Source organism: Rhodococcus sp. B10 (assembly GCF_011770055.1).
Classification (GTDB): Bacteria; Actinomycetota; Actinomycetes; order Mycobacteriales; family Mycobacteriaceae; genus Rhodococcoides; species Rhodococcoides kyotonensis_B.
Map to the genome: position 1 here is coordinate 49,245 of NZ_JAAFYV010000018.1, position 18,542 is coordinate 67,786.

An 18,542-nucleotide genomic window follows, 5' to 3' on the forward strand; every position below is an offset into this window, starting at 1 on the left:
CTCAGAGAACCAGACTCATGGGCAGGATCAGCAGGATGGCGACGACGGAGGCGACGGACACGCCGACCGAGCACGTCTTCAGTGTGCCCCTCGTGCTCTGTCCCATCAACGACTGCAGCAGCCAGAACGTGTTGCTCGTGACGTGCACCGCGAACAGCGATCCTGCGCCCGCCGCGAGCGCGATGAACACGGGGTCGAGGCCGATCAGCGGCGCGACGGGAGCGAGAATGCCTGCAGAGGTGATGGCCGAGATCGTCACCGAGCCGACGGCGATGTGCAGCGCAGCGGCGATGACCCACACCATCAGCAGAGGCGCCGCCGTGCTCGCCGTGAAGTACTGACCGAGAATGTCACCGAGCCCGGCTTCCTTGATCATCGCGGCGAGCGAACCACCGACGCCCGTCAGGATCAGGATCTGGCCGCTCTCGGCGAAACCACGGGCCAACGCCTTCTCGACGCGCTTCTGGCCGACGGTGTAGCGCGCGACGAGGCACGTTCCGACCAGTCCGATGAGCAGTGCGATCACCGGACTCGCAACGAATTCGACGACGGGGATGGAGATTTCGGCTACCTCGAGTAGTGCTCCGGTCGCGATGAGCACGAGCGCCAGAAGCAGAGGAGACAACAGCACGACGAGACGCGTGCGCTTCTCAGCGCGTACGGCCTGCGCGACTCCGCCGGAAACGAACGGCTCGTCGGCGGGATCCTCGTCTTCTTCCACCGCGACGGAGATGAACTCCTGCTCGTCCTTCTCCTCGTTCCACCATCCGCGGCGGAACGCGAACGTCATGACAGCGATCGAGATGATCACGACGGGGACGATCAGAATCAGGCCGTAGATCATCATCTTCCCCAGCGGTACGCCGAGCAGTCCGGCGAGGGCCAGCGCCGCGACGCCGGGGACCATGAAGACGATGCCGCATTCGAGACCGATCGCGAGCGCCGTCGCCATGCGCGCGGTGCCGAGCTTGCCGATCTTCGGTGCGAGATTGCGTGCGAGCGGCGCCGAGATGACCAGCAGAACGTCGAGGAAGATCGACTGCAGCACGGTCGCGATGGTCAGGGACAGCGCATACGGCAGCCTCTTGGGGCCGAACGTCTTCAACAGCGTCCCGACGAGGCGTTGGATCGCCTTCATCTCCTGGAGCACCGCCCCCATGAGCACTCCGAACCCGATCAGCAGACCGACCTCGGCCATGATCTCGCCGAAGCCTCCGGTGATGGTCTCGACGGTCGTCGACACCCCGAGCTTCGTCGCAAGCCCGAGGTAGGCGGCGCCCAGCACCAGCGAGACCACAGGGTTGAAATGGAAGCGCACGATGAAGATCACCACCGCGAGTACGGCGATCACCGTATGAATCACGATCCACATATCGGACATTTGGGTTCTTTCCACGTAGTGAGTGGCGCCATCCGAGGCGCGTAGATGTGACGAGCCACACCATCACCCACATTATGGGCACAGATTCACTTCATGGGCAAGGATGGCTGCGCCACCTGCGGTTGGGCCCTTGTCACCTGCGCCGCTGCCTTCGACGCGTCCAGCTCGACGGGCGACCGCACGATCACCGGCCCAGTCCGCAACATCCCGTCGGTCAGCGGCTCCGCCCGCAGGCCGCCGCGCCCGATGAGCGCTTTTCGGGCACCGTCGACGATCATCGAATCCATCCAGGCGCACGGATGGGCCGGTCTGCCGCCACGGAAGCGAACCGGGCCGTCACCGGAATCCAGCTCGAATTCGACGCCGCGCAGCGGGTCGAGTTCGATACCGCGTACGACGATGTTTCGCCTGGCCACGGCTGTGTCGGGCATCTCCGTCGCCAACGCGTCGCCGACGGCTTCCCACGCCTCGACGGCCAAGAACGTCACCGCGGCCTCGGTATGGGCCTTGACGCCGAAGAATCGGTCGCCGCGAATGCCCTTGTTCGCGACGATCTCGACCCGCTCGACGAGGTCGGTACTCACGTCGTCGGCAGGCCCGTCCTTCGACCTACCGAAATACGCATGGGCAGGTGAGACCAGGAGTTGGAGAATGTCGGCTCGATATTCGAACACCATGACCTTCAGTGTCCACGACCGTCGGCGTGGGGAAATTTGTACACTCGCCGACATGGCTTTCAACACCAGAATCGCCACGCTGGACGGCGTCGTCGAGGGCAAGACCGTGGGCGATCTCGTCACCTGGCGCGGCATCCCCTACGCGGCGCCACCCGTCGGACCACGTCGGCTGCGCGCGCCTCAGCCTGTCGAGCCGTGGACAGGAGTTCGCGACGCGACCGAGTGGGGTAACGCGTCGGTGCAGCACAAGCGCGGCACGATGCTCTCGATCGGCAAGTATCAGCCGTCGAGCGAGGACTGCCTGACGCTCAACGTGTTGGCCCCTGGCAGGCGCAGTGCGACGCCACGGCCGGTGATGGTGTTCATCCATGGCGGCGCGTACACGCTCGGCACGTCGGCGACGCCCCTGTACGGCGGCGGCTCACTGGTCCGACGGTCGCTGAAGGACTCTCACGGCATCGTCTACGTGTCGATCAACTATCGGCTCGGTGCGCTCGGCTATCTGGACATGACCCAGTTCTCCACCGAGGCACGGCAATTCGACTCCAACCTGGGTCTGCGAGATCAGGTCGCAGCCCTCGAATGGGTGCAGCGGAACATCGCGCAGTTCGGCGGAGATCCGAACAACGTGACGATCTTCGGGGAGTCCGCCGGAGGAAACGCCGTCACGACCTTGTTGGCGACGCCCGCCGCGAAAGGGCTTTTCACGCAGGCGATCGCGGAGAGTTCGGCACCCGGTCTCGTCGGCACGCACGCGAACGCGACGCAGTGGGCCACGCAGTTCCTCGACTTCCTGGGCCACGACGGCGACCCTGCCCACGCACTCGACACCGCCGACGTCACGCGTCTCGGCCGAGCAGGAACGAAATTAGCCCTCACGGTCGCGTCGGCGACTCCCGGTCTGCATCCGTTCGGGCCCGTCGTCGACGGGGACTACCTACCGAAGAATCCGCTCGACGCGTACCAGGACGGGTCGGCGCATCGCGTCCCCCTGATCATCGGTACGAATGCCCGCGAAGGCACGCTGTTCCCGAAGGTGCTCGACGCGTTACCCACCAACCCCGAGCGCATCGACAAGCTCTTCTCGTTGACCGACCCGTCGGCCAAAGATGCTGTGCTGGAAGCCTATCCGGGCTACCCGTCCGAGGCAGCTGCCATCGACGTCGGCGGCGACTTCACGTTCTGGAAGCCGTCGCTCGAAGTGGCGGAAGCACATTCGGTGTACGCGCCGACCTACAGCTACCGCTTCGACTTCGCGCCGCGCATCATGCGGTGGCTCGGTCTCGACGCCACCCACGGATTCGAATTGTTCGCGGTGTTCGGCATCAGCAACACGGCGTTCGGCAAAGCGATGACGCTGCCGGGCGGCCGGAAGGCCTTCGCCGACGTCACCGAACGTGTGCAGTCGCAGTGGCTCGAGTTCGCGAGAACCGGTGCGCCCCTTCCGCCCTGGCCGAAGTACGACGAGCAGAGCCGCGAGACGATGATCTTCGACGCCCGCACCCGTGTGCAGCGCGATCCGCGGCGTGACCGTCGTCGAGCATGGGAGGGCTACCGCGGCTACGCGAGCCTGAAGACCGAGCCGAGCACTACTTGAGCAGGCGCGACATCCGGCGGTCGGCGAGGATCTTGCCGCCGGTCTGACACGTCGCGCAATACTGGAACGAACGCTCGGCGTACGAGACTTCGCGGACCGGATCGCCGCACACCGGGCACGGCAGGCCGGTCCTGGCATGTACCCGCATGCCGGACCGCTTCTCCCCCTTGAGTCGGGCTGCGTCCTGGCCCACCGAGCGCGCGACTGCATCGGTCAGCACGTCGCGCATCGCCCGATACAGCGTGGCAACGGACTCCGCATCGAGCTTGCTCGACGACGCGAACGGCGACAACTTCGCCACGTGCAGAATTTCGTCGGAATACGCGTTGCCGATACCGGCGATCAGAGCCTGGTCGACGAGCGACGTCTTCAACCTGGCCGTCGTGCCGCCGAGAATTTCGGCGAACTCGGGCTCGGTGACAGCCAGCGCGTCCGGTCCGAGTCGGGCGATGCCCGGCACCTCGCTCGGGTCGTGCACCACCCAGACCGCGAGCCGCTTCTTCGTGCCCGCCTCGGTGAGGTCGATCGCGGGTGTCAGACCCTCCGGGGTGAAGAAGTGCACCCGCAACGCGAGCGGCCCCTTGCCGGGCTTCGGCGGTGCGGCGCTGGGGTTGTCCGTCCAGCGCAGCCACCCGCCGCGCGAGAGATGGGTGATCATCCAGAGGTCACCCGCCTGCAGCGCCAGGTGCTTGCCGAACCGCGCGGCATCGGTGACGTCGCGCCCCTGCAGCACGGTGATCGGCGGATCGAACGTCTTCAGAACACTCAGCGCCGCGATGTCGACACGACCGACGACGGAACCGACTGCGTGCTCGCGCAGGAACCCGGCGAGCGCTTCGACCTCGGGTAGCTCAGGCATTGCCCCATTATGCGGGCCCGCCGTGCTCGTGCACGGGATATAGACTGGCTCACCGTGATGGTTCCAACCCCGTACGAGGATCTCTTGCGGCTCGTGTCCGAGACCGGCACCCCGAAGTCCGACCGCACGGGCACCGGCACGACCAGTGTCTTCGGCCACCAGATGCGCTTCGACCTGTCTCGGGGATTTCCGTTGATCACCACCAAGAAGGTGCATCTGAAGTCCATCGTGTACGAACTGCTGTGGTTCCTGCGCGGCGACTCCAACGTGCAGTGGCTGCAGGATCACGGCGTCACCATCTGGAACGAGTGGGCGAGTCCGAACGGAGAACTGGGTCCCGTCTACGGCGTGCAGTGGCGGTCGTGGCCGACGCCGTCGGGTGAGCACATCGATCAGATCAGTCAGGTTATCGAGACCCTGCGCACCGATCCCGATTCACGACGCATGATCGTCTCGGCCTGGAACGTCGCCGACATCCCGCAGATGGCCCTCGCGCCGTGCCACGCGTTCTTCCAGTTCTACGTCGCCGACGGCACCCTGTCGTGCCAGCTGTACCAGCGCAGTGCCGACATGTTCCTCGGTGTGCCGTTCAACATCGCGAGCTATGCGCTGCTCACCCACATGGTCGCCGATCAGGTCGGGCTGAAGGTCGGCGAGTTCATCTGGACCGGCGGTGACTGCCACATCTACGACAACCACCGCGAGCAGGTCACCGAACAGCTCTCCCGTGAGGCGTTCGCCTACCCGACTCTGAAGCTGGCGCACCGGGATTCGATCTTCGACTACCGATTCGAGGACATCGAGATCCTGGACTACCAGCACCACCCGGCGATCAAGGCGCCGGTGGCGGTGTGACTGCTCGCCACGTCGGCATGATCTGGGCGCAGGCCCGCGGCGGTGTCATCGGTGACGGCGGGACCATCCCGTGGCACGTCCCCGAGGACATGAAGCATTTTCGGTCGACGACGCAGGGCCACCCCGTCGTCATGGGCCGCAAGACGTGGGACTCGCTACCGCCGAAATTCCGTCCCCTGCCCGGCCGTCGGAACATCGTCGTGACGCGCGATCCCGCTTGGTCGGCCGACGGCGCCGAGGGGGTCGGAAGCATCGACGACGCACTGTCACTGGTCGACGACACTGTCTGGATCATGGGCGGAGGCGAAATCTACCGCGCTGCACTGCCTTTCGCGTCGGAGCTTCAGGTGACGGACATCGACCTCGACATCGAGGGTGACACCGTCGCACCCGAGGTGTCCGACGAATGGACGGCGTCCCCCGGAGAGTGGCAGACGAGCAGCAACGACGGCATCCGCTACCGCTTCGTCCAGTACGGCAAGGCTTACCGAACCGCTTGATTCGCACCGACTTCCGTCGACTCCGCTCTTGCCGGACGGACATTGGGGTCATACTGGGCACATGGACAAGAAGTCACTCACCGCCCTTGCCCGACAACAGCTCAAACTGGCCGTGGGGGCGTCCAGTGGCCGCAGCTCGCAGACCGTCTACGGCGGTCACCAACGGCATCTTCGGCAGACCGTCGTCGCGCTCGCAGCGGGAAACAAGATGGCCGAGCACGATCTGAACGGCGAATCCACGGTGTTCGTTCTCAGCGGCAAACTCGAACTCGCCAGCGGCGAGAAGTCCTGGAAGGGTTCCGCGGGTGACCTTCTCGTCATTCCCGACGCCCGTCACAGCGTCGAAGCAATCGAAGACGTCGCGTTCCTGTTGACGGTGGCGGTCTAGCCCCCGGGTCCTCGCACCACCATGACCGGGCAGTCCGCGGTGTGGACGAGCGCGTAACTCGTCGACCCGAGAAGCATGCCGGCGAACCCGCCGCGTCCGCGGTGTCCGACGACGATCAGTGACGCCTGCTCCGACATCTGGCTGAGCACGCGCACCGGACGGTCCTGCGCGACGACGCGTCGCACCTCGACGTCCGGGTACTTGTTCTGCCATCCCGCGAGACTCTCGGCGAGCAGAACTTCTTCCGACGCGGCGATGGTTTCCCAGTCGCGCGGCGGGCCCGCCACCTGAGCAAGACTCACGTCGGACCAGACGTGCACGGCCACCAGCGGCGAATTACGTTGTGCGGCTTCCTCGAACGCAACGCCTACTGCTGCCTGATTCTGCTCGGAACCGTCGACACCCACGACGACGGGACCGAGCGTGGGCGGGCGGCCGTCGATACTGCGACCTCGCACCACCACGACGGGCGACGAACCGTGCGCGCACAACGCCACAGCTGCAGACCCGAGCACTCCCGACTCGGACTCGCCCAGGCCACTCGCACCGAGGACGATCGCTTCCCGACCGTGCGACTCGGCCATCAACACCTCGGCGACCTTGCCGTCCACCGCCGCGGTGACGATGTCGAACCCGGATTCGTCGACGCTTTCGCGTGCGAGGACTTCGGCCGATGCCAGACGGGCATCGGCAACCGCTCGGTATTCGGTGATGTCGTCTGCAGCCAGATGCGCAGGAGGATCGACGGCGGTGACGATCCGCAACGTCCAACCGCGTGGTGCAGCTGTCAGCGCGGCCCAGACGACGGCGCGGTCGGCGCTTTCGGAACCATCGATGCCCACCACGATCGTATGCGCGCCCGACACGGGACCACCTCCGGTAGGGATCGGATGTCCGGCCTCAGGATAGACGAAGGTGCCTCTCTCCGGCTCGACACCGGAGAGAGGCACGCTACCCTCGGACCCCCCGGGGGCTTTTCTGGTCGCGCGCCCGACCTAGGACGCGCGCAGTCTTCTCGCTTCGAACGATGCCGCTCGGGCCTCGAGATCGCCGAGGAACTCGGCCAGGATCTTGGTGCTGCGGGCACCGAGGTCGAGGTCGGTCCGTTCGAAGAATCGCCAGAACTTCAGGACCGGTAGGACCACCTCGTCGAGGTGGAGTCGGAGGTCGTAGATGCCGTCGCGTTCGATCAGCATCGAACTGCGCTCGAACCCAGGAAGGCCGCTTCCCGGCATCTGGAAGTTCATGATGACCTCGGTGACGATCGACGCTGTCTGCGCGGGCACGATGTCGAAAGCCGCGGCCGCGATGCTGCGGAGGAACTCGACCTGACGTTCCTGGTCGGCGACGACGCGGCCGAGCAGGGCCGTCGCCACCGGATCGGCACATTCGACGGCCGCGTTGCGGTGGCTGACCATCGTGGCCATGACATCGATCGTGGCGTGCGCGATCGATCGAAGCAGGTGGTCACCTTCCATCGACGACGCGATCCCCACCGTCATGCACTGGAACCGGGCGCGGTCGAGCGCAACGGGATCGACGCTGCGCGTAGCGACGAGGTAATTCTCTATCGCTGCCGCGTGACGCGCCTTCTCGTCGGACCAGGCGGACGTCCACGACGTCCACGCGCCAGGAATGGCAGGCGACTCCACCGAGCGATAGTTGTTGTGCGTCAGAAGCGTCGTGATCAGTGCCGCCTTGGCGGTTTCGGTCAGCGTGGAACGTTGTGCGCTCCAGAACGATTCGGGTTCGACGTAGTCCGACGACGTCCAGGTCGACGAGTTGCCGAAGCACTCACCGAGTTTCGCCTCCATGACAGGCTCCAGCTCTCGGAGCAACGCCAGTTGAGTCACCCGTCCGCGCACTGCCTACCCCCTGAATCGATGGTGATCGCCCCCGTCGGTGCGTCGGCGTCGTCGGATCCGCACCGTGAAAACGTAGGCGCCGGATCACGGCGCTGGGAACCGGTTTTCGAAGGTTTAGGCAATGTCGCAAGGCCGGATCGCCGGGCCTCGAGAGTCCTCACAAGTTTCTTCGCCGAACCTATGGATAACGCGTTGATAACAACCTATGATCTAGTCCGCTAGAGGGCTCGAAACAATCTCCAAGTACGAAAACGTTGGAATTTCGTCGAAGTTTGCCTACGACAACTAGGTAAGTACGCCATACTACGCACCAGTAACTTTGTTTCCGCCAGAGCTGAAGTTCCCACACGAAGGGCTGATCTGTGACCGTTCACAACACGACGAGCCTCGGAATCATGGTCGCGGGCGAGCCCGCTTCCGCTCCACTTCGCGACTTCCGTGCCGTGGCCCGGCTGCTCGTCGGCCACTTCGCCGCCAACACGCCGTGCGGTTCGCTACCTGGCGAGCAACTGCACGGCGACGTCACCGAGTTCACGGTCAAGTGCATCAGCATCGCGGTCCAGATGCTCGACGAGCGTCGCGCTCCGAACGACGCGGACCTCGCCGAACTTCGTGCGAAGGCGAGCCAGTGGGCGCGTGAAGGTGTGCCACTCGAATCTGTGCTGACCGTCTATCACGAGGGAATTCAGATCGGCTGGAACCTCGTGTCCAAGCGAGCGGGCGACGGCGATGCACGCAGCCTCATCGAAGCAGCGCGAGTGTTCGTACTTCTGTCGGAGAAGGTGTCGATCGCCGCATCGAAGAGTTACGTCGAAGAACTTCAAGCCGTCGCCAGCGAGCACCACACTGCGGCACACACTCTCGTGTCGTCGCTGCTCAGCGGACACAACGCGGTGTCGTTCGCGCGTCAGAGCGGAATCGAGCTGGCCGACAGTTACCTGGTGCTCGCGTTGTCCGTTCCTCCTCATCCCGACGAGAACGACCCGGCCATCCAGCGGACCGTCGCCGCGCGTCGGAAACTACGTCGCGTTCAAGCCGAACTCGCGACCATCTGCGGTCGCACGCCGCTGTCGATGCTCAGCCCCGAGGGCGGCACCGTTCTCATTCCCGGTGTGCACGACGAGGAATGGGTCGAGGCGCTCGTCCACCGGATCAGCACCGCCGCCGAGGTTCAGGTGACCGCCACCGCCGAGCAGTCGGCCATCGCCGACATTCCCACGGCCGCCGACCAGGTTCACGAGTTGCTCGTGCTCGCACATCAACTTCACCGTCCCGCCGGGCTGTACCGCATGGACGATCTGGTTCTCGAATATCAGCTGACACGTCCGGGACCGGGTCGACGTCACCTCCGGCAGATCCTCGAACCGCTCGACGCGTCCCCCGAACTTCTCGAGACGCTGGAGATCCACATCTCACACGACCTCAACCGTCAGCGCTCGGCCCGACAGCTGCACCTGCACACCAACACCGTCGACTACCGGTTGAAGAGGATCGCGCAGCTCACCGGGTTCGATCCGACCCGACCGTCGGGCATCAGGCATCTACAGGCGGCGTTGGTCGCGCGCCGGCTCGAGGCTTCGCAGGGGGCTGCCTAACCATCGCGGGAATTATTCGAGAAGGCATGCAGTTGCACCCCTCGACAGTGTTCGATCCATGCCCCGGGTACCAACACTTTGCCGCTGCGAGCGGCCACCTGCCGAGAGGCGCACTGGCGGACACTGTCACCTCGGGAGCCGTCCACACATCGTGTGGGCGGCTTCCTTCTTTCTCGAAGTCATCGGGTACCCTGACCGTGCGCCTTCGTAGCTCAGGGGATAGAGCAACCCTCTCCTAAAGGGTAGGTCGCAGGTTCGAATCCTGCCGAGGGCACCACACGTACCACCAAGCCCTTCCAAGCCACTGGCTACTATGCGGCATATGAAACCATGCGTTCTGTCAGTTTTGGCGGTCTGCGCCGTCGGCGCGGTCGTCGCAGGATGCAGTGCGCCCGACCGATCAGCTGACGCCGCACCGTCGGCGAGCGCGCGCGTCGAGGCCACCGAGACGACAGCCGCTTCTCCCAGCACTCCGCCCGAACGAACTCCGTCCGACCCGGCGGACTTCGGTCGACTGTTCGACAGATACGTCGCGTCGGGTGTTCCCGTGGTCGACTGGGCCAGATCGGTCTGCCAAGCATTCGATCGGGGCGAATCGACGTCATCGGTCGAGACTTCGCTGGCAGGCTACCTCGAGAACTACCCGCCGCCAGGAGATTCGGCGTCGTGGGTTCCCGCGGATTCTCAGTTCCTCGTTGACAATTCGGTCACGCTCTACTGCCCCGAGCACCTTACCCTGATCGACAACTAGCACGTCGCGATCCCTTGCACGGCTCACGGCGGTCCGCTAGTCTCGAACATGTGTTCGAAAGAGATTGGGGGATCTCGTGGAAACAATCGACGACGCGCAGGACGCACTGGGGGCGGCAGAAGTGCTCGCGTTCGTGTCGAGGCTGCAACAGCGGCTCGACCTGCCCGACGCAGCGGCCGGCGTCGATTTGATCTCCGCCCTCGAAACCGTGAAATCTGCAGCGTCGGCCGTGCAGGCTACGGCGACGGTGTCGGTTGCAACTACCATCGAGACGAAGCGCAAAGAATCCGGAAAGCCGAAATCGCAGTGGCGCAAAGGAATTGCGTCGCAGATCGGATTGGCTCGCCGCGAATCACCCAGCAAGGGCGGCAGATTCCTCGGGCTCGCACGCGCGCTGGTCGATGAAATGCCCCATGCTTACCGACGTCTGCTCGCAGGCGAACTCAACGAATGGCGCGTCACCATGATTGCCCGCGAGACCGCGTGCCTGGCCGCCGACGACCGACGGGAGATCGACAAGCGGCTCTGCGAGAACCCCGACACGCTGAAGGGGCTCGGCGACAAGGCAATCGAGGGGAAGGCGCGGGCACTGGCTGCCGAGCTCGATCCGGCGTCCGTCGTGAAGAAGCGTGCGAAGGCATATTCGCAGCGTCGCACCGCTACTCGACCGCAGCCGGACTTCATGGCCCAGTTCACCACGCTGACATCCATGGATCGTGCTGTCTCCATGTGGGCCACCTTGAAACGTGACGCCGACTCGATGGTGGGCGTCGGCAAAGAGCCCAGGACGCGAGACCAGATCATGGCCGACCTTGCGTACGAGCGCATTACAGGCGCCGCGTCGGCGACCAGCAGTGCGCCGGTGTCGGTGAACCTGGTCATCTCCGACGACTCACTACTGTCGGACGGGGCCAAGCCCGCGCACCTCATCGGCTACGGAGACATCCCTGCGACCATCGCGCGGCATCTCGTGAAGGAAGCATGCGAGTCCGACACCGACGTCGAATTGCGGAGGCTTTACGCCACGCCGGCGACCGGCGCCCTCACCGCGATGGAGTCGAAATCGCGACACTTCCCGACAGCGTTGGCGAGGCTGATCGACATCCGTGACCGAACCTGCCGAACACCGTGGTGCGACGCGCCGATTCGTCACCGCGACCACATACGCCCCCATGCACGGGGAGGAAAGACGAGCGCGGACAACGGGGCGGGTCTGTGCGCGGCGTGCAACCACGCGAAGGAAGCCGAAGGCTGGGTGTCGACACCACGACCGCGTAGATACGGCGTGGTGCACGGGTACGACTTCGAGACTCCGACCGGGCATCGGTACACCTCGGAGGCACCGCCGATGCCCGTCGGCAGGGTGTATGTGTCGCTCGTCGAGCAGGATCTCGACGACGGTCTGTCGGCTGCGTGAGTGCCTGATGCATCACTCGGGAAATGATTTCGAGGCCTCACCCGTTACACTCGACGATGGCGCGCGTAGCTGCTCGTCAGACGTCGTGGAATGCTTCGACTTTCCGCCCGGCTCCGGCCGCGTTGTCCATGTGCACCCTGCACAGGCTTTTCTTACGGCGATCGATACTGCCCACCGGCAGTCTCGCCACCTTGCATTCGCGGGCGAATTCGCCCATGGGTGCACTAGTTTGCCCGAAAGGCACACCACTTTCTATGACTACGTTCGCTTCGTTCGGTGTCCCGACTGCACTCGCCGAAGTTCTCTCCGCCCAGGGCAAGACCGAGCCCTTCCCGATCCAGGCAGACACGCTCCCCGACACACTCGCGGGACGCGACGTGCTCGGCCGCGGCAAGACCGGCAGCGGCAAGACCCTGGCGTTCTCCATCCCGATGGTCGCCCGCCTCGCCGAAGGATCGACAGGACGCCGCAGGCCGGGCCGCCCACGTGGCCTCATTCTGTCCCCGACGCGTGAGCTGGCCACCCAGATCGCCGCAACGATCGAGCCGTTGGCCGCTGCCTACTCGATGAAGGTCACCACCATCTTCGGTGGCGTCTCGCAGAACCGTCAGGTGGCGGCGTTGTCCGCAGGCGTCGACATCGTCGTCGCGTGCCCCGGACGTCTCGAAGACCTCATGAAGCAGCACTACGTGAGCCTCGAGAACGTGCAGATCACCGTCCTCGACGAGGCCGATCACATGGCCGACCTCGGATTCCTCCCCGGCGTGACCCGCATCCTGTCCGCCACGCCCGCGAAGGGACAGCGCCTGCTGTTCTCGGCGACGCTGGACAACGGCGTCGACAAGCTCGTGAAGCGATTCCTCACCGACCAGGTGACGCACTCGGTCGACGAAGCCACCTCCCCCGTTGCCGCCATGACGCACAACGTGTTCGAGGTCGACGGCGTCGAGACCAAGAAGAAGCTGGTGCACACGTTGGCGTCGGGCACCGGCCGCCGGATCCTGTTCATGCGTACCAAGCATCAGGCCCGCAAGCTCGCGAAACAGTTGACGGAGGCCGGAATCCCGTCGGTCGACCTGCACGGCAACCTGTCCCAGGCTGCGCGTGACCGCAACCTGCTCGCGTTCTCGTCCGGTGACGCAAAGGTTCTCGTCGCCACCGACGTCGCCGCCCGCGGTGTGCACGTCGACGACGTCGCACTGGTCGTGCACGTGGATCCGCCGGCCGAACACAAGGCGTACCTGCATCGTTCGGGTCGTACCGCGCGCGCCGGAAGTGCGGGGGACGTCGTCACCGTCGTGCTCCCGGAACAGCGCAAGGACACGGCAGTCCTGTTGCGCAAGGCCGACATCAAGGTCACTCCCATCCGCGTCACCGCGGACTCCCCCGAGGTGGCACGCCTCGTCGGCGAGCAGGCAGCCTACGTCGCCCCGGCGCCCAAGGCCGCGACGCAGCAGCCGCGTCAGGCCAAGCCCCGCAACGGTTCCGGCCGCAGCAGCAATCCGCGTAGCACCGCTGCTCGCGGCGGCGGCAATTCCCGCAGCGCGTCGGGCAACCCGCGTGCAGGTGCAGGTGCGACAGCAGCCGGAGCCGACGGCCGTCAGCACGCAGCAGGCGGCGGACGCCGTCGCCGTCGTCCTGCAGGGCCCGCCGCGAGCCAGCGGACGCGCTGAGTTTCTACAAGCTCCGCGCGAAGCAGAGTGAGGTCGGCTCGTCGACGTACGGGCCGTACGAATCGATTCGCGAATATCCCTCGCGTTCGTAGAACCTCACCGCATCGGGCTGCCCCGACCCCGTTTCGAGTTTGAGTACCTCGATTCCTCGGTCACGGGCCAGACGTTCGAGCTCGCGGAGGATGGCGACGGCTGCGCCTCCTCCGCGCTCGAAGGGGATGACGTACATCCGTTTGATCTCGGCAGAACCGTCGCCGAGCAGTCTCAATGCGCCGCAGCCGATGCCGACGGCGTTCTCGTCGCGGGCGACGACGAAGACCGCGATGTCGTCGGCCGACGGTGCACTGCCCGGCTCGTGGTTGCTGTTTCCGTAGCGAGCATCCAATTCTGCTCGCTGAGCCGCACGCAACTGGGCGCCCACTGGGGTGTCCCAGCTCTCTTCGTTCACGGTGACCAATTCGTGCGCCTCTCTCGTTTTCGCTGATCAAGAGTTTAAGTCGGTTCCTGGCACACTGGACAAGTGAGTAAGAACCCCCGTGTCCACAGGCAGGCCCTGACGCCTGCAGAACTGGCCACGGCTGCGGTCATGAGCAGTTTCTCCGTCGCGCTGTCCGTCGTCGCGATGGTGGTCCCCCTTGCGACGGCGCTGCAGATCGTTGCAGCTGTGCCGATGGCCGTCGTCGCGCAACGTCACCGCACGCGCGCGCTCGTGTCCGCCGCGGTGGCGGGCACACTCGTCGCGTTCGTCGCGGCAGGCACCACGACGGCCATCACTGTTGCGACGTCGGCGTTGCTCGGCGGGCTGGTCGGTCGCGCGAAACGCAAAGGACACGGCCTGCTGTCGGTTCTGGGGACCGCGTCGATCATCGGCCCGTCGCTCGGCCTGGTGACGGTCCTCGCGCTGTGGGTCTTGACGCCGCTTCGAGAGCTGTTCCTCCGGACGATCGAGAACACCATCGAGGGCATCGCCCGACTGCTCGCCCGCGCCGATGCTCTCGTGTCGACCGCCGACGTCGTGCGATCGAGCGCAGGCGCGGTGATCGACAACTGGTGGTGGTGGATTCTCGGCACGATGAGCGTCAGCACCGTCGGCGGCGCATTCTTCACCTGGCTGATCCTCGGCGCCGTTCTGGACCGCCTCGCCACCATTCCCGTCGTCGATCATCTGCCCGCAGGTGGCGACGGTGACATCGGCCCCCTTCCGGTTCGGTTGCACGACATACACTTTCGCTACGACGGCGCACACTCGGACGCGCTGCAGGGCATCGCCCTGACGATCGGATACGGCGAATTCGTCACGATCGTCGGACACAACGGCTCCGGAAAATCCACCCTCGCACGGATCCTGGCCGGCCGCGTGCCGACGTCGGGCGTCGTCGAACGTCCCGGCATCGCGGGTCTCGGACGCGTCGGCGGCACGGCAGTGGTGTTGCAGCGGCCGGAAAGTCAGATCCTGGGCAGCCGCGTCGCCGACGATGTCGTGTGGGGTCTCGCGCCGGATTCCGATACCGATGTCGACGCGCTGCTCGCCGAAGTGGGTCTGGCAGGAATGGGTCCACGTGAAACCGCATCTCTCTCCGGCGGTGAGATGCAGCGGCTCGCCGTGGCCGCAGCCTTGGCGAGACGGCCCGCGTTGCTGATCGCCGACGAGGCAACGACGATGGTCGACGCGGACGGCCGGGCCCGATTGGTCGCGCTGCTCGCCGATCTCCCGAAGCGGCACCGCATGTCGGTCGTGCTCGTGACGCATCAGGAATCGGAGACGACAGCTGCCGATCGCGTCATCCATCTCGACGGAGGAAGACAAGTCGAGCACGCCCAGGATTGGATGCGTGCACGCTTCCTGGACGACGACCCCACGCCGTTCCGTGCGGGGGCTCCGCTGATGGAACTACGCGGCGTCGAGCACACGTACAACCGGCGTACGCCGTGGTCGCAGAAGGCTTTGAACGGTCTCGACCTCACCGTTCGTCACGGCGACGGCATTTTGATTCTGGGCGGAAACGGGTCCGGGAAATCGACGCTCGCATGGGTTCTCGCGGGCCTGACGACGCCGTCGCACGGCACGGCCGAGTTCGACGGCTCCCCGATCTCCCGGGACGTCGGAACCGTCGGCCTGGCTTTCCAGCATGCTCGTCTGCAACTGCAACGCCGGACCGTCTCGGAGGACATCGAAGCGGCGGGCGGTCCCGAAGTCGGCTCGGCGCACGTGGCGTATGCGATGGACGCCGTCGGACTGGATCGACGTCTGGCGGGGCGCGACATCGACGCACTCAGCGGCGGGCAGATGCGTCGGGTCGTCATCGCCGGATTGATCGTCAACAAACCTCGCGTGCTCGTGCTCGACGAACCCCTCGCCGGTCTCGATCCGCCGGGCCGAACGGAGATCATCGGCGTGCTCGGGAATCTCCGGCGACGCGGCATCGCGATCGTCGTCATTTCCCACGACGTCGACGGTATGGACCGCATCTGCGACCGAACGATCGTGTTGGACAACGGCCGCATCGCACAGGACCTGTCGAGAAGAGGAGTGACGTCGTGACAACCGTTGTGCTGCGGCAGGTTCCGCGGACGTCGCCGATCCACCGGCTGTGGGCAGGTACGAAACTGATCTCGGTTCTGCTGCCGAGCATTCTGCTCGTGGTCGCACCGTCGTGGCCGACCATCGGTGTCATCGTCGCACTTCTGGTCGTCACGGCAATCGTCGCGCGCGTGCCGCCGACGGCGATACCGCGTCCACCCATCTGGATCTGGGGCCTGTTCGTGATCGGCGCGCTGATCAACGCGCCGCTCGGGTTCGACGCGATCCTGCTGTTCCTGCGTGCGACGACGTTCGCATTCGTGCTGTTGGGTGCGTCGATGATGCTCGGCTGGACGACGTCGATGAGCGACATCGCGCCTGCAGTCGCCGTGCTGGGCTATCCGCTGAAGAAGATGCGGTTGCCGGTCGACGAATGGGCAGCCACCGTCGCCCTGTGCCTGCGATCGCTTCCGCTGTTGATCGAGGAGATGCGGGTCATGAACGCGGCACGTCGACTGCGTCCGAAATCGGTACTCAACAGCGCGGCCGACAACTCGATCGTCGACCTCGTCACCGCCACGATGTCGATCGCGATCCGGCGCGCCACCGAGATGGGCGAGGCCATCACCGCTCGCGGTGGCACCGGCCAGATCACCGCGTACCCGAGCAGGCCCGGCATGGCCGACGCCATTGCACTCGTCGTGGTCGCGGCGTGCTGTGCGTTGGGCATCGTGCTCACGGTGATGCTCGGCTGATCGGCGCCGCGTCTACTGCCCGCCGACCCGTTCGGTGCGCGAATTGAGTGCCTTGACGAAGACCTCGGGGATGTCGCGTGGATCCTCGGCGATGTAGCTGGTTCCGCCCGTTGCAGCCGAAATCTTCTGCAACGCAACGGGATCCGCGTCCGTCGTGATTCCCACGGTCACGATCACGATCGGACGAACCGGGTCCTGCTCGCGCTGCAGCGTGGCGAGCAGTTCGTCGAGGCTCGGGCTGCCCGCATCCTCGTTCGCGCCGTCGGTGAGGATGATGACGCTGTTGACATAGTTCGGGTCGTAGCCTTCTTTCACCCGGCGGAAGGCGGCGAGAGTCGTGTCGTACAAACCGGTTCCACCGCCGACGAGCGAGGGCAGCGTGCGAATGGCCGACAGAATGGCTTCGCGCTGCGGCACTCCGTCGACCATGTTGCTCACCGGGCCCAGGGGAACCAGTTCACGGAAATCCTGGTTGCCACCGCCGAGGCCGATCGAGAACGCCCACAGACCCATCTCGGTCTGGTCGCTGAACAGCGAATTCGCACCGAGGCTGGCATCGACCGTCAACGCGATGCGCGTCGAATCACCGGACTTCGCTGCCATCGAACCCGACACGTCCTCGACGACCAACGTGCGCAGGGGCAAGGCGAGCACGGCCCAGTCGCGGAGCGTCGTCTCGATCGCCAACGGATTCTTCAGTTCGAGCGATGCCGCCGATCCGACGCCCTTGCCGTCGGGCAACGCCGTGCCGTTCGACTGCCGAAAACCGGCGGCCGTCAACGCATCCGTGGCGGATTTCGTCGACAACACCGACGACAGCGACGCGCCGGCGTCCTTGGCTCTGTCGTAGTCGGGTCCGGCTGCGGCGGTGACGGCGAGCGGAAAGTTCAGGAAGTAGCTGCCCGTCGGCGGCACCGACGCCGTCAGCGGCGCACCGGGATTCGCGTCGTTGTAGGCGACGAGACTCTGTTCCGTCGACACACTCGTACCGCCGTCGGTCGCGACCTGCTTCACCAGATCGGCTACCTCGTGAGGTGTGTCGGCGATGCGCCCGAAGTCCTGAGCCATCGGCACGAGCGCCGCCGACACCGCGTTGGCGTCGGTGATCGCGACTTCGGACTCGGCGAGCGCACCGAGAATCGACGCCAACGACGCACTGCTGGTGAGCGGATCGCCGATGCGCTGACCCTGCTTCTGCAGAACCTGAAGCCATGTCACGGCAGGGGGCAGCGAATCGTCCTGAGAGACAACGACTGGAAGCGTGTTGGCCACCGAGGACTTGGCCAGCTCCGGGAGCGCCCCCGTGGATCGCAACGTCTTGAGCAGCCACAGCGTCGAATCCGGGATCCACAGATCGGGACGGTTCGCGTTCTCGCCCGCCAATTCCGCAGCCGTGTCGCTCGGAGCTTCGGCACGGACCTCGAAATCGGTGCAGCCACGCGACACCTCGTCGGACTGCGCGAGGACGTCGGTGATCACCGGCGCAATGGTCGGATCGACGGCGAGAGAGACCTGCCGGGTGCCGTCGCACCCGGCGGATCCGGCCCGGACGGCCTGAACTCCGAAGTACCCCCCGACCACCACGACCACGGCGACTACGACGATGGCACCCCACGTCAGGGCAGGATGTGTGCGCGATCCAGTTCCGTGCCGCCCCGACATTCTCCTTCGCCCCCAAACGAGTCTCTGTGCATCCGGCAAACCAACC

Annotated in this window: 17 protein-coding genes and 1 tRNA gene; 11 read left to right on the forward strand and 7 right to left on the reverse strand. The window is 65.4% G+C overall.

The annotated features are described in order from the left end of the window. Window position 1: 1 nt before the first annotated feature. A complete protein-coding gene (locus RhoFasB10_RS13725) occupies window positions 2-1,381 on the reverse strand; it encodes an SLC13 family permease (RefSeq protein ID WP_167676816.1) in 1,380 nt (459 codons plus the stop codon). 86 nt (window positions 1,382-1,467) lie between these two features. Next, window positions 1,468-2,058, reverse strand: a complete 591-nt coding sequence (locus RhoFasB10_RS13730) for a molybdenum cofactor biosysynthesis protein (RefSeq protein ID WP_167676818.1) — start codon at window positions 2,056-2,058, stop codon at window positions 1,468-1,470. Between the two features lie 52 nt (window positions 2,059-2,110). Here RhoFasB10_RS13730 and RhoFasB10_RS13735 point away from each other — a divergent pair, with 52 nt between their 5' ends. Further along, the gene (locus RhoFasB10_RS13735) at window positions 2,111-3,655 is read left to right on the forward strand and encodes a carboxylesterase/lipase family protein (protein ID WP_167676820.1); all 1,545 of its coding nucleotides are present in this window, start codon (window positions 2,111-2,113) and stop codon (window positions 3,653-3,655) included. Here RhoFasB10_RS13735 and RhoFasB10_RS13740 read toward each other — a convergent pair. Beyond that, a complete protein-coding gene (locus tag RhoFasB10_RS13740) occupies window positions 3,648-4,514 on the reverse strand; it encodes an Fpg/Nei family DNA glycosylase (RefSeq protein WP_167676822.1) in 867 nt (288 codons plus the stop codon). The two genes, RhoFasB10_RS13735 and RhoFasB10_RS13740, sit on opposite strands and share 8 nt — an antisense overlap. Before the next feature lie 54 nt (window positions 4,515-4,568). Between RhoFasB10_RS13740 and RhoFasB10_RS13745 the strand changes: the two genes are divergently transcribed. The 3 genes from RhoFasB10_RS13745 to RhoFasB10_RS13755 all read left to right on the forward strand — a co-directional run bounded on the left by RhoFasB10_RS13745 (window position 4,569) and on the right by RhoFasB10_RS13755 (window position 6,257). Further along, window positions 4,569-5,369 (forward strand): thymidylate synthase, encoded by an 801-nt coding sequence (locus tag RhoFasB10_RS13745; RefSeq protein WP_346764397.1) that lies wholly within the window; start codon window positions 4,569-4,571, stop codon window positions 5,367-5,369. Further along, the gene (locus RhoFasB10_RS13750) at window positions 5,366-5,869 is read left to right on the forward strand and encodes a dihydrofolate reductase (RefSeq protein ID WP_308115184.1); all 504 of its coding nucleotides are present in this window, start codon (window positions 5,366-5,368) and stop codon (window positions 5,867-5,869) included. Before RhoFasB10_RS13745 ends, RhoFasB10_RS13750 begins: the two co-directional genes overlap by 4 nt. A gap of 61 nt (window positions 5,870-5,930) precedes the next feature. Then, window positions 5,931-6,257 carry a cupin domain-containing protein gene (locus RhoFasB10_RS13755; RefSeq protein WP_068424584.1) on the forward strand — a complete coding sequence of 109 codons (327 nt, stop codon included), beginning with the start codon at window positions 5,931-5,933 and terminating at the stop codon, window positions 6,255-6,257. Here the strand turns inward: RhoFasB10_RS13755 and RhoFasB10_RS13760 are convergent. Both RhoFasB10_RS13760 and RhoFasB10_RS13765 read right to left on the reverse strand, forming a co-directional pair. Further along, the gene (locus RhoFasB10_RS13760; protein ID WP_068424587.1) at window positions 6,254-7,123 is read right to left on the reverse strand and encodes a universal stress protein; all 870 of its coding nucleotides are present in this window, start codon (window positions 7,121-7,123) and stop codon (window positions 6,254-6,256) included. The two genes, RhoFasB10_RS13755 and RhoFasB10_RS13760, sit on opposite strands and share 4 nt — an antisense overlap. Before the next feature lie 129 nt (window positions 7,124-7,252). Next, entirely contained in the window at window positions 7,253-8,071 is an 819-nt protein-coding gene (locus RhoFasB10_RS13765; protein WP_068426022.1) for an acyl-ACP desaturase, read from the reverse strand. Between the two features lie 413 nt (window positions 8,072-8,484). On the opposite strand from RhoFasB10_RS13765, the gene RhoFasB10_RS13770 reads away from it, so the two are divergent. The 5 genes from RhoFasB10_RS13770 (at window position 8,485) to RhoFasB10_RS13790 (ending at window position 13,558) form a co-directional block, all read left to right on the forward strand. Further along, a complete protein-coding gene (locus RhoFasB10_RS13770) occupies window positions 8,485-9,717 on the forward strand; it encodes a helix-turn-helix domain-containing protein (protein ID WP_068424589.1) in 1,233 nt (410 codons plus the stop codon). 201 nt (window positions 9,718-9,918) lie between these two features. Beyond that, window positions 9,919-9,994, forward strand: a tRNA-Arg gene (locus RhoFasB10_RS13775). A gap of 45 nt (window positions 9,995-10,039) precedes the next feature. Beyond that, window positions 10,040-10,468, forward strand: a complete 429-nt coding sequence (locus tag RhoFasB10_RS13780) for a DUF732 domain-containing protein (RefSeq protein WP_157105281.1) — start codon at window positions 10,040-10,042, stop codon at window positions 10,466-10,468. A 76-nt stretch (window positions 10,469-10,544) separates the two neighbouring features. After that, the gene (locus RhoFasB10_RS13785; RefSeq protein WP_254303482.1) at window positions 10,545-11,885 is read left to right on the forward strand and encodes an HNH endonuclease; all 1,341 of its coding nucleotides are present in this window, start codon (window positions 10,545-10,547) and stop codon (window positions 11,883-11,885) included. A gap of 254 nt (window positions 11,886-12,139) precedes the next feature. Further along, the gene (locus RhoFasB10_RS13790; RefSeq protein ID WP_068424592.1) at window positions 12,140-13,558 is read left to right on the forward strand and encodes a DEAD/DEAH box helicase; all 1,419 of its coding nucleotides are present in this window, start codon (window positions 12,140-12,142) and stop codon (window positions 13,556-13,558) included. A gap of 4 nt (window positions 13,559-13,562) precedes the next feature. Here RhoFasB10_RS13790 and RhoFasB10_RS13795 read toward each other — a convergent pair whose 3' ends face one another. Next, window positions 13,563-14,006: a GNAT family N-acetyltransferase gene (locus RhoFasB10_RS13795; protein WP_254303511.1), complete on the reverse strand. Its 444-nt coding sequence runs from the start codon at window positions 14,004-14,006 to the stop codon at window positions 13,563-13,565. A gap of 72 nt (window positions 14,007-14,078) precedes the next feature. Between RhoFasB10_RS13795 and RhoFasB10_RS13800 the strand changes: the two genes are divergently transcribed. Beyond that, window positions 14,079-16,100: an ABC transporter ATP-binding protein gene (locus tag RhoFasB10_RS13800; protein ID WP_254303483.1), complete on the forward strand. Its 2,022-nt coding sequence runs from the start codon at window positions 14,079-14,081 to the stop codon at window positions 16,098-16,100. After that, a complete protein-coding gene (locus RhoFasB10_RS13805) occupies window positions 16,097-16,834 on the forward strand; it encodes an energy-coupling factor transporter transmembrane protein EcfT (RefSeq protein ID WP_167676826.1) in 738 nt (245 codons plus the stop codon). The genes RhoFasB10_RS13800 and RhoFasB10_RS13805 overlap by 4 nt, the downstream gene beginning before the upstream one ends. Before the next feature lie 12 nt (window positions 16,835-16,846). Here RhoFasB10_RS13805 and RhoFasB10_RS13810 read toward each other — a convergent pair whose 3' ends face one another. After that, window positions 16,847-18,496, reverse strand: coding sequence for a VWA domain-containing protein (locus RhoFasB10_RS13810; protein WP_068424596.1), 1,650 nt, complete (start codon window positions 18,494-18,496; stop codon window positions 16,847-16,849). Window positions 18,497-18,542: the final 46 nt, after the last annotated feature.

What these genes read in the sequence shown, in the direction of transcription:
- RhoFasB10_RS13780 (WP_157105281.1), top strand. Translation starts at nt 10,040, where the DNA reads ATGAAACCATGCGTTCTGTCAGTTTTGGCGGTCTGCGCCGTCGGCGCG.
- RhoFasB10_RS13740 (WP_167676822.1), bottom strand. Translation starts at nt 4,514, where the DNA reads ATGCCTGAGCTACCCGAGGTCGAAGCGCTCGCCGGGTTCCTGCGCGAG.
- RhoFasB10_RS13765 (WP_068426022.1), bottom strand. Translation starts at nt 8,071, where the DNA reads ATGGAGGCGAAACTCGGTGAGTGCTTCGGCAACTCGTCGACCTGGACG.
- RhoFasB10_RS13755 (WP_068424584.1), top strand. Translation starts at nt 5,931, where the DNA reads ATGGACAAGAAGTCACTCACCGCCCTTGCCCGACAACAGCTCAAACTG.
- RhoFasB10_RS13730 (WP_167676818.1), bottom strand. Translation starts at nt 2,058, where the DNA reads ATGGTGTTCGAATATCGAGCCGACATTCTCCAACTCCTGGTCTCACCT.
- RhoFasB10_RS13810 (WP_068424596.1), bottom strand. Translation starts at nt 18,496, where the DNA reads ATGTCGGGGCGGCACGGAACTGGATCGCGCACACATCCTGCCCTGACG.
- RhoFasB10_RS13735 (WP_167676820.1), top strand. Translation starts at nt 2,111, where the DNA reads ATGGCTTTCAACACCAGAATCGCCACGCTGGACGGCGTCGTCGAGGGC.
- RhoFasB10_RS13790 (WP_068424592.1), top strand. Translation starts at nt 12,140, where the DNA reads ATGACTACGTTCGCTTCGTTCGGTGTCCCGACTGCACTCGCCGAAGTT.
- RhoFasB10_RS13725 (WP_167676816.1), bottom strand. Translation starts at nt 1,381, where the DNA reads ATGTCCGATATGTGGATCGTGATTCATACGGTGATCGCCGTACTCGCG.